At 41.3% G+C, this 16,751-nt stretch carries 11 protein-coding genes; 4 read left to right on the top strand and 7 right to left on the bottom strand.

Annotation, left to right across the window (positions count from 1 at the left end):
• Positions 1–12: 12 nt before the first annotated feature.
• The 7 genes from Q4550_RS16775 to addB all read right to left on the bottom strand — a co-directional run bounded on the left by Q4550_RS16775 (position 13) and on the right by addB (position 14,854).
• Entirely contained in the window at positions 13–885 is an 873-nt protein-coding gene (locus Q4550_RS16775) for a fumarylacetoacetate hydrolase family protein (RefSeq protein ID WP_303534726.1), read from the bottom strand.
• 214 nt (positions 886–1,099) lie between these two features.
• The gene (locus tag Q4550_RS24590) at positions 1,100–2,248 is read right to left on the bottom strand and encodes an efflux RND transporter periplasmic adaptor subunit (RefSeq protein WP_303534725.1); all 1,149 of its coding nucleotides are present in this window, start codon (positions 2,246–2,248) and stop codon (positions 1,100–1,102) included.
• A gap of 23 nt (positions 2,249–2,271) precedes the next feature.
• Complete coding sequence (locus tag Q4550_RS16765; RefSeq protein WP_303534723.1) at positions 2,272–2,922, bottom strand: hypothetical protein; 651 nt, start codon at positions 2,920–2,922, stop codon at positions 2,272–2,274.
• Positions 2,923–3,044: 122 nt separating this feature from the next.
• Complete coding sequence (locus Q4550_RS16760) at positions 3,045–6,395, bottom strand: SbcC/MukB-like Walker B domain-containing protein (RefSeq protein WP_303534721.1); 3,351 nt, start codon at positions 6,393–6,395, stop codon at positions 3,045–3,047.
• A gap of 14 nt (positions 6,396–6,409) precedes the next feature.
• Positions 6,410–7,570 carry an exonuclease SbcCD subunit D gene (locus tag Q4550_RS16755; protein ID WP_303534719.1) on the bottom strand — a complete coding sequence of 387 codons (1,161 nt, stop codon included), beginning with the start codon at positions 7,568–7,570 and terminating at the stop codon, positions 6,410–6,412.
• A 77-nt stretch (positions 7,571–7,647) separates the two neighbouring features.
• A complete protein-coding gene (gene addA / locus Q4550_RS16750) occupies positions 7,648–11,370 on the bottom strand; it encodes a helicase-exonuclease AddAB subunit AddA (protein ID WP_303534717.1) in 3,723 nt (1,240 codons plus the stop codon).
• Positions 11,354–14,854 carry a helicase-exonuclease AddAB subunit AddB gene (gene addB / locus Q4550_RS16745; RefSeq protein ID WP_303534715.1) on the bottom strand — a complete coding sequence of 1,167 codons (3,501 nt, stop codon included), beginning with the start codon at positions 14,852–14,854 and terminating at the stop codon, positions 11,354–11,356. The genes addA and addB overlap by 17 nt, the downstream gene beginning before the upstream one ends.
• Before the next feature lie 189 nt (positions 14,855–15,043).
• Here addB and Q4550_RS16740 point away from each other — a divergent pair, with 189 nt between their 5' ends.
• From Q4550_RS16740 to Q4550_RS16725, 4 genes are all read left to right on the top strand, one after another.
• Positions 15,044–15,238 carry a hypothetical protein gene (locus tag Q4550_RS16740; protein WP_194221130.1) on the top strand — a complete coding sequence of 65 codons (195 nt, stop codon included), beginning with the start codon at positions 15,044–15,046 and terminating at the stop codon, positions 15,236–15,238.
• Positions 15,239–15,350: 112 nt separating this feature from the next.
• A complete protein-coding gene (locus Q4550_RS16735) occupies positions 15,351–15,566 on the top strand; it encodes a spore coat associated protein CotJA (RefSeq protein WP_303534712.1) in 216 nt (71 codons plus the stop codon).
• Between the two features lie 3 nt (positions 15,567–15,569).
• Positions 15,570–15,833 carry a spore coat protein CotJB gene (locus Q4550_RS16730; protein WP_226612532.1) on the top strand — a complete coding sequence of 88 codons (264 nt, stop codon included), beginning with the start codon at positions 15,570–15,572 and terminating at the stop codon, positions 15,831–15,833.
• A 20-nt stretch (positions 15,834–15,853) separates the two neighbouring features.
• Positions 15,854–16,423, top strand: a complete 570-nt coding sequence (locus Q4550_RS16725) for a manganese catalase family protein (RefSeq protein ID WP_303534710.1) — start codon at positions 15,854–15,856, stop codon at positions 16,421–16,423.
• Positions 16,424–16,751 lie beyond the last annotated feature (328 nt).

The raw sequence follows: 16,751 nt of genomic DNA, 5'->3' as shown, positions 1-16,751 counted from the left end.
AACACGAGAACGTTATCTCTTTCTTATTTCATTACGTAAAGTACCAATTCCTTCAATTTGAATCTCGACCACATCACCATCACGAAGAAATTTTGGAGGTTTAAATCCTTTTCCTACACCTGCAGGAGTGCCTGTTGCAATAATGTCTCCTGCCTCCAACGTCATCCCCTTCGAAAGAACGTGAATAAGCTCTGGGATATCGAAAATAAAGTCCGAAGTATTACCACTCTGTCTTAGCTCTCCGTTTACCAAAGTCTTAATAGGCAGTTGATGCGGGTCTAGAACAGCAGATGTATGTAAAATAACTGGCCCCATTGGACACGACGCATCAAGGCTTTTCCCAACAAAAAATTGTCCATGCTTTTTTTGAATGTCGCGCTCTGTAATATCATTGATGATCGTATATCCAAATACATAGTCCATGGCCTCATCGCTTTTGATTCCTTTTCCTTGTTTGCCAATAACAACCGCAAGCTCACCTTCATAATCAAGTGCTTCACATAGCTCATTTTCAAATGCTAAGACGCTATTTGGAGCGCTAACTGTCGTTGGGGCTTTAGTGAAAATCATAGGATGAGCTGGTATATCCTTTTCACTTCCCATTTCAATAGCATGATCGCGATAGTTTTTCCCTACACAGAACACATTTTTAGATGGTCTTGGAATGGGTGCTTCTAATTGAACATCTTCAACATTTACTTCATACTTAGACGCCACATCTATCAATTCAGCTAAATCGAATTTTCCTGATTGAATAAATGATCGTAAATCAGGGATGTGGTTTCCTTGATCTTGATAATAAGCGCTTAAATTAACAATCTGATTACCTTCTTTCCATATACCGAAGTAAGACACACCGTGGTTTCTAAAAGAAACAAACTTCATCTCAACATTCTCTCCTTTTCTTGTCCCCTATAAGGGAAACCATTCAATAATCTTAAAGCTCGTTACATATTAAGAGGAACGTCCTCTACTTTAATACTGCTATTATGACATGAAGTCCCATTCATTTTCATGAATATTGCGATAATCACGCTTTAAGCGAATAAGAATTTCTCTAACAACAAAAAAGACCTGTATCTCTACAGGTCCTCTCGTTTTATCCTTTGCTTTCTGTTTCTTGACTCTCTTCTTTTTCCTTTTTCTCTGAAAGCAGTTCAGTAAAAGCCTCTCTTGGCTCAGTTAAGACTTTTTCCTTAACTTCAAGACCTGATAGGATTTCAACTTTGCCATTTTCTTCTCGTCCTTGTTCTACTTCTCTTAAGTAAAGTTGTTCTTCTTCAAACACGACAACATAACTAGTAGAATCTTTTATTATAATACTTTCCTCAGGTACGGATGGGGCATTCTCATTTTGATGAAGAGGTATATCGATCGATACGTGTGTACCCGACTTCATCTCTGTTTCCTCATCAATCATGACATTAAAATGATACAAACTCAGTCCCGTTTCTTCATCTACTTCATATGGACGATCCTCTAAGATTGTCACTCTTCCTGTGACTGGTTGACCAGGATAAGCACTCGCCCGAATCAGTACTTCCTGATCGACAGCAAGAGTTGGATAATCTAATTCATTGACGGAACCTTGAACAGTGATCTTATTAGATAATACCTTGACAACCGGCTCGCCGTCTTTAGGAGTACGATTCACTTCTTCAACTGTACCGTCGAGTGTTGACTCCACCTTAAGATCTACTTGTTTTGTATCTGCCTCAGCAATTTGACGTTCTAACTCTTTTACATCAAGCTCAGCAAGTCTTTTCTTATATTCTGTTTCTCGCATTTGCTCTTCTACATCTAATTGCAGTTGTAGTTTCTGCTCATCCTCTAGATCCTCATTAGAATCAATACGTGAAGACTGCATAGTCACGTCGCTAAGCTGATCATCAAGCACAGAAACGGCTGTTTCAGCTTTATTTAATTGTGCCTTTAAATCTGAAGTATTAACAGTGATCTCTTCTTCATATTCAAAAAGGGCAGTACCAGTTGAAACAAGATCCCCTTCACTTACGAGCACATCTGCCATGTTACCGCGTGAGGCTTGATAATAATATGACTCTTCTAATTCTGGAATAAGAACTCCTTCGAAAGAAGCAAGTTCTTGATAAGTTTTCTCTTCTACAGTAACCGTCTCCAGCTTCTTCTCACCTGCGATCACACTTTGGATAATCAATGTGTTAACCGTAATAAAAAGAAGGACAACAAGAGTTACACTAATGCTAATCAAAAGTGACTTACGATTCACAGATGAACCCTCCAACTTTTTCATTAAAATGCCGTTCTCATATAAGCGATGATTGCAACGATGACTAGATTTAAGCCGATTGTCCAAAACATAACGTACCTTTTCGCATGAGTTGTACTTTGCTTAAGCGCAGCGTACTGAACAAAAGTCCCCCATCCTAAAAATATGGAAAGACTGTAGCTAAAATAAAGCCAGAATGGGCTATTTGTTATCAAGTCTACGTAGACACCTAAACTGTAAGGAGATATAAGTGAAGGCTCATGTAGAAAAGGAATAAACGGCAATTGAAGCACCATACCGATTAACAAAATAAACACGACATAGCTATGTATGTAAGCAAGTCTTTTAAATCCAACTTCCTGAAAGAATGGCCAATATAGTAATGCTCCTCCTAAAACTACGAGAACAAACGTAATGAGTCCAAGTAAACCATCTGTAATCACTTCACTTAGAACGAAAAGCAATCGATCATCTGCTACAATGCCAGCATATTCAGGCATCTCCCCAGCATATTTAATGTTCATAAACGATGTTATTCCAACTACTAAAAAGGCTACGATCGTTAATAAGAATATGCGCCACCAGGATCCTTTTAATCTGTAGGCTGATTGAAGCGGACGAAAGTGTGAAAAAGGTTTAAAGCTTCCTAAAACTAGTCTCATAGAATGCGACATCCATGTTCCTCCTATGTAAATTACCTCAACTACTATTCATATTTTTACATAAACTCTCGTATTTTGACAGTATCTTTCAAGAAAAAAAAGAAAACATACCCATTTGGATATGTTCCCTATGTCTAGAGTGTCTCCATTTCAATACGACTTCCACGCCCCGATGGTTCTGATGGGGTCACAATGACTTTCCGAGGAAGCCTTGCGCGAAGCTCTGGCACGTGACTAATGACACCGACAGATAAGCTCTCATTCTGTAGCTTTTCAAGTGCTGTAATAACGGTATCTAGAAGTGATTCATCTAGGGTACCAAATCCTTCATCAAGGAAGAAAAACTGTAGCGGATGAGCACCCCTCAATTGAATTTGTCCTGACAGTGCAAGGGCAAGAGCAAGCGATGTAAGGAAGGTTTCTCCTCCTGATAATGTTGAGACTGGTCGCTTTACTCCTCCGTTTGCATCGTCCCGAATTAAAAATCCGCCTCCTGAGTCTACCTCAATGGCGTATCGCTGAGAGGTTAGATCGCCTAACTTCTGTGACGCGTCAAAACTAACTTGCTCTAGCTGTTCAGAAGCAATAAATTCCACAAAACTATTTCCCCGGAAAACGGTTTGAAGCTTATTAAGCTTTTCAAGCTCTTCACTCAAAGACTGACGGTCCCCTTCAAGCTCTTTATAGCGTTCATGCCTTTTTGTTATATCTTCTACACGATGTCGACATGCCGCATAATGTGATAAGGCTTCCTCTCGATTAGCTTTTGCACTTTCTGCTCTCTCGATCGTTTCATAATATTCTCCTTCAGTAATGGCTCTCCCTGAAAGCTTCTTCTCAAGCTCCACCATCGAATGCTCCGTTTGATCTCGTTCTTTTCGATAGGCTTGTACTTGCTCTTCCCATTTCTGTTTCTGTTCATTATCTACTTCTGCATCTCTAACCTGCATACGGTTCTCAAAAATAGAGTCTTTTTCAACTGCTTGATATGTTTCAAGTGATTTTTTTAAACGTAGTTGAGCATCGTCATTGTAATTTTGATCGGCAGCGGAACGTCGTTCATTTTGCTGATAACTTTCCTCCGCTAGCTGCAATCGCTCATATGCCGTTTTTTCTTGTTTTCGAAGAAGATGTAATTGCTCATTCGTTGCTTTATACCCTTCTTCTGCTGTTGTGTTACCGACGATGCCATTGTGATCAGCTACCATCTTATTGATTTGTTCTGTAAGCTGTTGTAATGAGCTTGTTAATTCAGCTCTACGCACAGTATGTTGTTGCACCTGTTCTTGAAGCCCTAAAAGGTGCTGTTCTTTTTTCTCAATATAAGGAACGCTTTTTTCGAGACGATCTCTAATGATGGTTGCTTCTTTATCCATCTCTTCAATTTTTTTCATTTCGTCTTCAATCTCATGAACAGAAAGAGACAATTCCTCTTGAATGGTTTTCGTTATTTCTTCTGTTTCTTTACTTAAATTAATCCGCTTTTCTGTTCTAACTTCTAGATCTTTCTGAACTTGTTCTAGACGATAAGCATATTCGGTCGCTTTTGACTTCTGCTCCTGAAGACTCTTACTAGCGTTTTTAACTTTTTCTTTTATTTCTCGAACATCCTGAGCGAGCGATTTCATTTCTGTAATAACAGCCGTTTCTGTAAGGTTTCGATCGACATCGCTTATATCTAGCGCCTTAACCAGTTGCTCATCCTGATCTGTCATCAGGTCAGACGTTTGCTCTAGCTGATATTGGAGCTGTTTAGCATGTTGAAGTTGATCTTTTAACCGTTCACGCCTTTGTTCTTTTTCCTTTAGATCTTCCTTCAAATCAGGTGTGTTATCATTACCTTCTGCAAGCTGAACGTGTTCTTTCGCACCGCAAACAGGGCATGCCTGCCCTTCTTCTAGTTCTCTCGCAAGACGTATAGCAATGACATGTGTACGATTTTGTTCAAGTCTTTGACTCGTTTGATCGATTTCATCCTGAACGTTACGGATGTGATTCTCAAGCGTAAGCTTATGAGAGGATATGGCATGATATGTTGAAAGAACCAAGTTATAATAACCTGCATAGCTCTCCTTTAACACCTTCAAGTTTTGCATCGTATCATCATAAAGAGGCTGAAGTTGCTTTTGAGCATTCACTTGTTTTTCTTCTTCACCACGCGTTTCATCTAGCTGCTTTTGTAGAGATTGGAACTCCTGCTTCAAACTCTGAGCTCTTAGAATTCGCTTACGTTCTTCAGGGGCGACCTGCCGAGTGGTCAAATCTCTATTAAGATCGGCTTGAAGCGTGCGCGCTTTCGTTAAATCCTCTTGTGCTTTTTTCGTCTCTTCCGCTTTTACCTTCGACTCTTTTTCTAACATGATTGATTGATTTTCCACACCAGCACGCTTTGTTTTCACTTGAGATATTTCTTTTTCAAGCTCCAACCCACGCTCAAGTTCGTTCAATTTTTTTAATAGGAGAGGCTCCTGCTCTTGCCGATCTCGTTGCTTGCTTTCATGCTCATTCTTTCTTGCTTGATACAGCTTTGTAGCTTCTTCTAGTTGACGCTTTGTTTCTTCATAACGATTCTTTGCTTCTTGTACTTCTTTTTCTGTGGCTTCAACAGCATCTAAATAAGGCTTTATTTGCCCCGCTGCATTTGCTTCATTGATCTTTATTTCAAGCGTTTCGATTTCAGCTCTTTGTTCAGCTATCGCCTTTTTCTTACTGCGAAGTTCATCAAGCTGGTTTTGAAGGTTCCAAATCTCTGTTACATTTTCTTTTTGTTTCTCAGCTGCAATAAGATCGTCCTTTGCTTTCTGAGCAGCTTTTTCAGCCTCAAGAAAAGCTTCTTTTGCCTCTTTAAGAGATTCTTTAGAAGCTTCACCTAGTCCCGTTTGCTCAGCGGTTATTTCGTTCAGCTGGTACTTTTTCTCATCCACTCTTGCTCTTAAACGACGATTAAATTGATCACCGTATTTCTCAAGCTGGAACAAACGTTGTAACATTTGTCTTCTCTCAGTGCCTTTTAAAGAAAGGAATTCTGCAAATTTCCCCTGTGGCAATACAACAGCACGAGTGAAATCATCAATCGTTAGCCCTAGAATTTCTTGAATCTGCTGTGAAACATCACGGTCTTTATCCGCTAAAACCGTATTTTCTTCACCAAGTTCTATTAATCTTGAATTGGCCGAACGAATGGAAACATCTCCAGAACGTTTATAACTTCGCTCCACCCGATAGCGCAATTCGTTTCCTAGGGCGAATGTAAACGAAACATACAACGTGTCTTCTGCATGGTTCATAATGCCCTGAGTATTATTCGTTGCTCGTTCAACTTTCCCATAAAGGGCAAGAGTCATCGCATCAAGCAAAGAAGATTTCCCACTGCCAGTAGGACCAAATATCCCAAAGATTCCTCCCTGACAAAGTGATTCAAAATCAATTTCTTGTTTCTCTCGAAAACTATGTAGTCCTGAAACGGACAGGTGTATCGGTCTCATGTCTTCAGTCCCCCTTACTCATCATCATCTGACTGTGTTAGCTCTAGAAAAAGCTGTACAAGATCTTGTTCTGGCTCAGCTCCATCAGTTTGTCGTTCATAGAATCGTTTGAAAAGCTCTTCTATTGGAAGATTAGCATTTGAAACTTCTTTTTGCTGATCCTTTTTTGCAAAAACAGGTCTAATATGGATAAATCCATCATGCTGACTACGAAGGCGATGTATTTCTTCTATTGATAGCGTATCATTTAAATGGATTTCGAGATCAATCCACGCATCCGCATCTTTTCCTTCTTCTAGCCACGTATATACTTGGTCGATTCCTTGATCAGCGATCCATCGAACGAGAGGCTTGCCTGATTGTATAGGGATTTCATTTATATGAGCAAGTCCTTCTGGCTCCACATCAACGATTGTAACTGACTTGGATTGATTTGCTTCTGAGAAGCTGTAAGCAAGTGGGGATCCGGAATACCGTGCAAGTGCTGAAGCTCTTGTAATTGTTTGAGGACGGTGTAGGTGCCCGAGCGCGACATATTGCGCTTGTTCAGGAAGAGAATTCGCTGATACCGTATAAGCGCCACCAACTTGTATCGGTCGTTCAGAATCACTCTCTCTGCTTCCGGCTACATAAATGTGGCTCATAGCAATATGAACAGCCTCCTCTGATCCAGCTTCTGTCAGATCACTAAATAGCTTTTTCACTCGGTCATCATAGGCAAGCTGAAGTGCCTCTTCTTCCTGACTAGCTGTTAAACATTCATTCAGTCTGGATTCCGATGGATAAGGAAGTGCAGCGATAGTGAGCTTTTGCCCATTTCGAACCGTCACTTCTATCGGATCTGTTGTGGGAAAACCAATAATCGTTATACCATTTGTTTGAGCAAGGGGACGTGATGCCGACAACCGCTCTGGATTATCATGGTTACCTGAAATGATGATTAGAGGGCGTTCGCCACGACTAGTTAACTTTACTGCCGCATCATAAAAAAGCGTTTCAGCTGCAGCGGGCGGATTGACAGTATCAAAAACGTCTCCAGCCATTAAAATAGCGTCTACGTTTTCTTCATCAGCAATCACCATTAATTCTTCAAGAAACTCCTTTTGTTCTGGTAGACGGCTTCTTCCTTCTAATGTTTTCCCCAGGTGCCAGTCTGCAGTATGAAGTAACCTCATATTAATCACTCCTTTATTTCGTTTTCTATTCTAACTCCACCGAAAAGAAGACAGCCGGACATAAGCCCGGCTACTTGTTAATCGATTAAGAGAGATCGACCCCCGTCAAAGAAAAATAATATTTTCTCCTTACAAGGTACCTTCCAGATCTCATTAATGGCTTTTTCATATAATTGTAACTGTGTTGTATAGCGCCGTTTCATTGTTTCCATTGCTTGTTCATCAGAAGTAAAACGATTCGCTATCACGTCTGTTTTGTAATCGACAAGCACCAATTCTCCGTTTTGATCGCGAAGTATACAATCAATCACACCCTGGAGAACCACGGTTTCTTGGTCTCCTTCAAATTCAGGATAGATCCACTTTGAATCTACTCCTAGGCTGAAAGGAACCTCTTTATATATTTCAGCTGCATTTCTCATTTTCTGGCCAAGCTCTGAATCCATTAATTGATGAATTTGCTCGACATCAATGGCTCTTCCCTGTTCAGTCGTTAACAATTCCTTTTGCTCAAGTTTGGCGACTAACTCGTTTATGTCATCACGATCATGCCACTTTTGCAAATCCAGATGCTGCATGACAATGTGCATTGCCGTTCCTCGCTCAGCAGGCGTTAACTGCTTACTTTGAAGAAAGCGAGGTCGCTCTTTCAATGATTGGCTAAATCCTTTGACTAGCTTGTCATCACTTCGTTCATCTTGAAAGATCTCACGTTGGCGCTTCACTTCTGTTACCGACTGTTTCGACCTTGTTTCAGACGCTGCTTGATGAGGATAAGTCCAATCAAGACGGTGGTTCACCTCATCTTTATAGGAGCTCACTTCAGGGATAGGCTCTTTCTTCTGTAGTAGCATTTCATATTCTCGATGTTTATGAACATCTTCTGCTTCAATCTCAGCGAAGGAGGAAGCGTTATGAAGAGTGAGTGACCACCGTGCCGGATGTTGAAATACCTCATCGTGTTTTGAAAAATTCGCCATCCCTTCAGTTATAGAAGCGAGATCTTTATGTCTCATAATAGCGGGTCCAATCCAGCTCAGATAGGTCTTCCCTTTCGATCGTTCGTAATCCGATAGCAGCCACTCATCTCCAGCTGCTCCTGCCCACGACAATCGTTCTTTCTCCCAATCATTTACCGTACCAACTAAAATTAATTTTTCTTTCGCTCTCGTTAACGCAACATAAAGAACTCGCATTTCTTCAGCAAGTAGCTCAAGCTTCATCCGCTTTTGCAGTGTAAAGTAAGGCAATGTCGGATAGCTAATACGCTGAATTGGATCAATGAATTTGGTGGCAAGACCAAATTCTTTATGCATCAGCATTTGATTGGCCATATCTCTCATATTAAATTGCTTTGCAATTCCTGCAATAAAGACGACAGGAAATTCAAGTCCTTTACTTTTGTGAATGGTCATCACTCGGACAACATCCTCTTGTTCTCCAAGAGCACGCGCAGTGCCAAGATCACTCCCACGCTCTTTCATCCTGTCAATAAAGCGCAGGAAACGAAATAAGCCACGAAACGAAGTCGCTTCGTATTGTCTTGCCCGATCATACAGCGCTCGTAAATTCGCCTGTCGCTGCAAGCCGGCAGGCATTCCACCAACAAATTCATAGTAGTTCGTTTCTCGATAAAGCTGCCAAATTAACTCACTTAAAGAAGACTGCCTTGCCGCTTCTCGCCACCTGTTCAAGTTTGTGATGAACTTCGATAATGTCTCCGATAGCTTGTTCGACTCAGTCTCACAATAAGATCGTAAGGCAAGATAATAACTTGAATGTTTCTCATTGATACGAATAAGGGAAAGCTCTTCCTCTGTTAACCCGATAATGGGTGAACGAAGCACGGAGGCAAGCGGAATATCCTGATATGGATTATCGATAACATTAAGAAGACTCATCATAATCGCGACTTCTGTTGCCTCAAAATATCCTGTTGCAAGATCTGAATAAGATGGGATGCCAGCTTGCTTTAATTCTTCCATGATCACAGGTGCCCAGCTTGCTGTTGCACGCATTAAAATCACCATATCCCTATACTGGATTGGTCTCATACGATCTTCCTTCCGATCGTATACTTTTGTTCGTTCGCTTTCACTCTTCCCCATCATATCTTTAATATTAGAAGCAATAAGCCGAGCCTCAAGCTGAACCTTTTCAGTTTCTTCTTCGTCTTCCTCTTTCTGGGCACTCTTATCAATGATATGAACTTCCGGAACAACCGTTTCAGACTTAGGGTATTCTGCGCCAGGAATGAGCTCAGCTGCTTCATCGTACTCTATTTCTCCAACACGTTCGTCCATAATTTGTTTGAAGATAAAATTCGTACTATTCAACACTTCTTCTCGACTACGGAAATTGCGCGCAAGATCAATTCGTTTCGATGGCTCGTCAGACGATCGACCAAACGTTTTATACTTAGAGAGGAACAAGCCAGGTTCTGCTAGTCTAAAACGGTAAATACTTTGCTTCACGTCCCCTACCATGAAGCGATTGCCTCCTGAGTCAGAAGTTCTGCTAATGGCATTTAGGATTGTTTCCTGAACAGAGTTCGTATCTTGGTATTCATCGATCAGTACTTCGGCAAATTGTGTTTGATATTCACGAGCGGCACTCGATGGGACCGGGTTCTCGGGAGTAGAACGATCATCTAATAAAATAGAAAGACAATAATGTTCAAGGTCACTGTAATCCACAAGCCCTTTTTCTTTTTTTAGCTCCGTATACTTGTGTCTAAATTCATTTACAAGTGAAGATAACGTTCCTAGTACTGGAGCAAGCTGAACGATGTCTTCTACATATTCCTCCGGGTTTCGTTGGAATAACTCTTCTTTTAAGCTTTGGATGGTCTTTTTGACACGATCACGAAGGCCTTTTACTGTATCAATCATTTCAGAATCATATTGATCCCCTTTGCAAGGCTTTAAGCGACCAAATGTTATTTGTTCGAACTCATTTTTGAGCTCCTGCCACGTTTGAGCGGAAGCGGTAAGAAGCCTTTCCGTCATTTCACGTTCCATTTCTAACATCTCAAGGTATGGCTCTGGACCGCCTGGTGCATTAGAAAGAGAAATGGCCTTCTCCTGCATTTCACGCATACCTTCAAGCTGAAGAACGACATCTTTTTTTATTTCCTCTACCCAGACTAATTCATCAAACGCTTTTTCACTCGCTTCTTCATATACGGCGACACTATCTTGCAACCATTGCTCTGGCCATGGATGACTAGAAGAGAAATGATAGAGTCTTTCTACAAGAAGCTGAAGATCCACATCACTACGATCACTACTGTAGCGATCAACAAGGTCATAAAAAGCCTCGTTCTCTTTCTGGCTATAATGCTCTTCGAACAGTTCTTCCATTGCTTCCTCACGAAGCAATGCCGCTTCGGTTTGATCTGCTACTCTAAAGGCAGGGTCAAGATCAATTTCGTAATAATAGCGTCGAAGTACTTCCATACAAAAAGAATGAAGGGTTGAAATAGAAGCGCGATTCAACATCGAAAGCTGTCTTCTTAAATAAAGGGAAGATGGGTCTTCCTTTAACTTTTCTTCAAGAGCCTCCCCGATTCGATGTCTCATTTCAGCCGCTGCAGCATTTGTAAATGTTACGACAAGAATTCGATCAACTTCAGCAGGATCATTCTCATCAGCAAGACGCCTAATAATTCGTTCAACTAAAACAGCCGTTTTTCCCGACCCAGCTGCAGCTGCTACGAGAACGTCTTGATCACGAGCAGCAATAGCTTCCCATTGTTCGTCTGTCCATTTCGAGCCTTCGGGTTTATTCATTATCGTCATTTCCGTTCGCCTCCTCTCTCATCCGTCTCAGTATTGTTTCATCATCCTGTACAGTAATCGGTCGATAGTCATTATCCTCCATCGCCTGATCAAATTGACAAAATGAGCGATAGGAACAGAATGTGCATGGGATGCGATCCTTCATCTTGTAAGGATCGATATCGATACGTCCGTCTGATATTTCAGTTCCAATCGTTTGGATGGTTTGCCGTGTGAATGACCTGAGCGCCTGAAAATCATCGGAAGATAAAACAGAAGAATTTTTATAAAAACTACCGTCCTTCTTTAGAGCAGCTGGAATAATGTCAGATTTTTTCTTCTCAATGTCATGATCCATCAAGCTTACGACATCTTTGTCAGCTAGCAAAAGACCCTTCATCTTAAACTTTCTGAAAAGTTCCTGTTGAAGTGCAGCTTGTCCTGGCGCTGATGCCTGCAACATGGGATTATGAACGTGGAAATAAAGCATTCCGGCTGCCGTTGCATCACGACCGAGCCAGATGTTTGCGTTTGTAATCACAACATCCAGGTACGTTAACATCTGAAGCGCTAAGCCAAAGTAAACTTCTGAGAGATCAAGAGAAGTTCCACTTGATTTGTAGTCAATAATTCTGAGAAGAAGTTCCTCTCCATTTAGCGCCTGATCAACGCGGTCCACTCGTCCGATCAGCTGGATTTTCACCCCATTCTTAAGCGTAAACTCGATTGGTGGCAACTCCTGGTTTGGGCCAAATCCTAATTCGAGCCCCGCTGGCTGAAAACCACTTTTCTTCGCTTGTTGACCGAGAACGGAAGAGGCTCGACCTACTACCTGAGAAAGTTTTCTCATAATATAGTGATAGCGATTGGAACTTAATAGAATTTCATTTTGCAATTTCGGTGCAAGTTGCTCTACGATTTGACCTGATAGTTCATAGTATTGATTCGATGAAAGCTTTGCCCAATCCCAATGACGCTGCTTAATTGTTTCAGCCATCATGTTAAGCGCCGCGTGAAATAACTGACCGATATCTGGTGCTTCTAGCTTAAATGTTGACCGTTCTTTCAACCGTAAACCATGAGAAGCAAATTGCGAAAAGGCACAGGATTTATATCTTTCCATTCTAGAAACACTTGTTTGAATCTTTGAACCATACAGTTTTCTACTCGTATCTTCAGTCAGACGATCTGCTTTGTTCCGATAAAAAAGACTTTCAATCAATCGTACTCGATTCTCTTGTGATGACGCCGTGACGAACCAATTATAGGCATCCCACCAAATCGGATCAATCGGATACCCGCGATGCCATTGACGAAGCTGACCTGTTAATCTACCAATCGTCTTCGCCGGGTTCGTTATAAACGATAGCTCTTCTTTCGATTCTTCACCTGGTTCAGCAAATTTCAAACCAATGATAAGCTCAGGAAACATCTCTTTCAATCGATTCATCACAATAGATGGTTGCAATCCCTTTCCTTCTTCATCCGCAAGAGGACAACTTACCCACAGGGCATCAGATGGCGTTGACAAAGAATGATAAATTAGAAACTCTTCGTCTAAAAGACGTCGCTTTAATCCGGGTGCTAGCTGAATCCCCTGTTCTTCTAGCTTTTCTCGATCCTGTTCATTCAAAAGCCCATCTTCCTGTATTCTTGATGGTAAAACTCCTTCATTGACACCTAGCAAAAAACCACACTTCACATCAGTAAATCTCGTTCGATCAATGCTACCGATCACAACTTGATCAAGTGAAGCAGGTACAAGGGCAAACTTCATGTTTTCCATCCCAGCTTCAAGAAGCTTCGTAAATTGCTCTATTGAAAGTTTTTGATCACCAATCAATTCAACCGTTTCATCAAGCAGTGCAATAACAGCATCCCAAACTTGATCATGCTCCCGTGCTTTCGAAAGCTGACCTGCTTCTTCTGCTTGTACCTTCAACCGATCTATTTTTTCTGCAGCATGACTATTCTCTAGAAGATAATAAAGAATTTCACACATCTCGCGAACGGTTTTTGCTTTCGTCATTTTTCTTTCAAACTTCTCGAGCGGTGTAACAATCCATTCTTTCGTTTCGTTTAGTCGATCTTCCATTTTTTCGAGGTCATCTGAGGTAATCGTTTCATCATCTTCAAGCTGTCTGTAGATATTCGCTTTAAAGCGCTCGTCCGTTTTCCAGCGATAGCCCTTAATGCCTTTAGCAATCACATAATTTTCGAGTTCATCCATGCGCTCGCGAATGGTTTCGACACTTTCTTCTGTATCGTCTGGAAAAAGCAATTCTGTTTTCACACAGCGAAATACAGATTCATAGCGCCAGTTATATTGAATAATATCTAGACTGGACCTTATTAATTCAATTAGCGGGTGATGCAGCATCGTTCTTTTCTGGTCAGAAAAAATAGGAATACCGTGATCTGCATAGATCGTTTCGACAAGTTCATAATAAGAAGCCATGTTGCGTACCATGACTGAAATGTCTCTATATCGATAGCCTTCATCGCGTACTAATCTAAGCGTTTCACGTGCTGCCGCTTCAACTTCGGAACGGATATTCACCGCATGATGCACTTGAATATGCTGAAGACTTCCATTATAAAGAACTGGTGGTCGTTCACCATAGTTGGCTTCTAAATGCGCAAGTTCACTATTGTTATAGCGCTTTTGATCAGCTAAAATTAGCGGCTCCTTAATAGCAGCCCCCTCTTCATGCGCTAGTCCTTGAAGTGTTTGATATGTTTTCGCTGGCTCATGAAAGAGATCCAGTTCATGAATGCTTGAAGGATTCATCTCGGGATCCATTGTGATAGTAAATGTAAGGTTTGTGCCTTTTTTTATTAAAGCCTGAAGCACAAGAAGCTCTTGAGGTGTAAAACTATGAAAACCATCAATCCAGATAGAGGCATTCTCTAGGTAGCTTGACGCTTCGATTTTCTCAGCAAGCAATGCCAAATAGTCTTCCGAATCAAGATAAAATCCTAGCATTTCCTTCTGAAAAGCATCATAAACAAGATGAAGATCGTAGAGCTTATCCCGAAGTAAGCTTCGCTCATCTTCATCATAAAGATCATCCGCAAAACGTTTTATATCTTCCGGTTCAAGACAATACCGCTTAAACTCGGTGACCATGTCATTCAAATGTTCCACATACCCTGTTTTTTCAGAAGAACGCTGATAAATTCTTAGCTTCTGTTTATTCTCTTCGATGATATGACGTAACATCATACTTGTTCCTACGCTCGTTAAATGGGGGCGGGCCATCCCTCCCGTTTCTTGAAGAACTTTCCATGCCAGTCTTGTAAAACTAAAAACCTGAGCACGAATCATTCCTTTTAATCCTCTATTATGTACTAGTTCATATTCTGATTGAAAAGTCATTTGCTCTGGTACAAGATAGATCATATCTTCACCAAGCGGGCGATCGATCAATTCGTGCTGCATTTCAGATAAGCAATGCTCTGTTTTTCCACTTCCAGACCGACCAATAACAAACTGTACCGCCATGTATTCTACCTCCTACACCGTAAATTCTTAGTCTATTATCTCATGTTTTTCTTCAATTGGATAGCAAGACAAGAAAATACGTTCGCATCCAATGCGACATTATTTGTAAATTATCATACTCGATGGTTTTTAGAATGATCCGTCAGGGTATATCAAATATAAGAACTTATTTACAAAGGAGTTTTGACAATGGAAAAAGAATTCGAAACATTTAAATGGGAGCTAAATAGACTCACAAGAGACATGACCGAATTTGTGCATAGCTACGAAAAGCTCGACGAAGGTCAAAAAAGAAGTGTTGCATCGAACTATCCATTTAAATCAGATCTTCATGACCTAAAGAATATGCTTGCTACGTGGAACAATACCGTTAATAAAATGTAAAAGGATGAGGAGCACTCCCACTTTAGGGGGTGCTCCTTATATTTAGAGATCATGTTTTTTCCATAATTTCATACAACTAAAGAGTAGAGATTTGTATAGAAGGAGGTCAACGATGTATACCCACAAAAAGTATTACGAGCCTTACGTCAGTCCATTTGATCCCTGTCCCCCTATTCGAGTGAAATCTTATTCCACTCCTCCTAATCTTTATATGGGATTTCAGCCCCCAGGACTAGAGCAATATTCTGCACGTGAAGCTCTCACTCGAGGTACTCTCTGGAAAGCTTTCTATGATCCCTATCCTTATCCTTCAAAGCGGGGGGAGTAAAACATGTCTAAACAGCTACCGAAAGCCTATTATGAGCTGTTAGAGGAACTGCAGGCCACTGATTTCGTTCTCGTTGAACTGACTCTTTACCTTGATACACACCCGGATGACTACGAAGCCATTCAACAATTCAATGAATATGCCAAAAGAAGTAGGCACCTTAAGAAACGCTATGAAAAGGAATATGGTCCCCTTCAACAATACGGCAACAGCTATTCAAACTACCCATGGAATTGGGGCGACGCACCGTGGCCATGGCAAGTCTAGTCTGGAAAGGGTGAAAATCAATGTGGCTATATGAAAAGAAATTACAATATCCCGTCAAAGTCAGTACATGTAACCCGATGCTTGCCAAATTTTTGATTGAGCAATATGGCGGTGCTGATGGTGAACTAGCAGCAGCCCTCCGTTATTTGAATCAACGGTATACTATACCCGATAAGGTTGTCGGTTTATTAACCGATATCGGAACAGAAGAATTTGCACATCTCGAAATGATCGCTACAATGATCTACAAACTCACAAAAGACGCAACCGCAGATCAAATGAAAGAAGCTGGACTCGGCGCCCACTATGCTAATCATGACAGTGCCCTATACTACTCCAATGCCGCTGGCGTCCCATGGACAGCAAGCTACATCGCTGCCAAAGGAGACCCAATCGCCGATCTATACGAAGACATCGCCGCAGAAGAAAAAGCAAGAGCCACCTACCAATGGATCATCGACCTCTCAGACGACCCTGACCTAAACGACTCCCTCGCCTTCCTAAGAGAACGAGAAATCATCCACTCCCAACGCTTCAGAGAAGCCGTTGAAATACTTAAAGAAGAAAAAGATAAGAAAAGGATATTTTAAAACGAAATGCGGAAGTGGGCGGTTAGACACGGCAGGCACTGGAACCCTATAAATTGCACACGGTCTTTGTGTTCGAGTTATAGGGTGAAGTGACCAAGTGTCTGCCCACTGCAGCTAGACATGAAATGCGGAAGTGGGCGGTTAAATCCGCAGGGCGTTGGAACCCATGAGAATGAGACGCTTTTTGTCTCAATCGATTGGGTGAAACGACCGGAGGATTTGCCCACTGTAGCTAGACACGAAATGCGGATGTGGGCGGTTAAATCCGCAGGGCGTTGGAACCCATGAGAATGAGACGCTTTTTGTCTCAATCGATTGGGTGAAACGA

The organism is Anaerobacillus sp. 1_MG-2023, assembly GCF_030547345.1.
GTDB lineage: Bacteria > Bacillota > Bacilli > Bacillales > Guptibacillaceae > Guptibacillus > Guptibacillus hwajinpoensis_B.
Note: the sequence above shows the minus strand (reverse complement) of the source record. Positions and strands in the feature narration are given on the sequence as shown.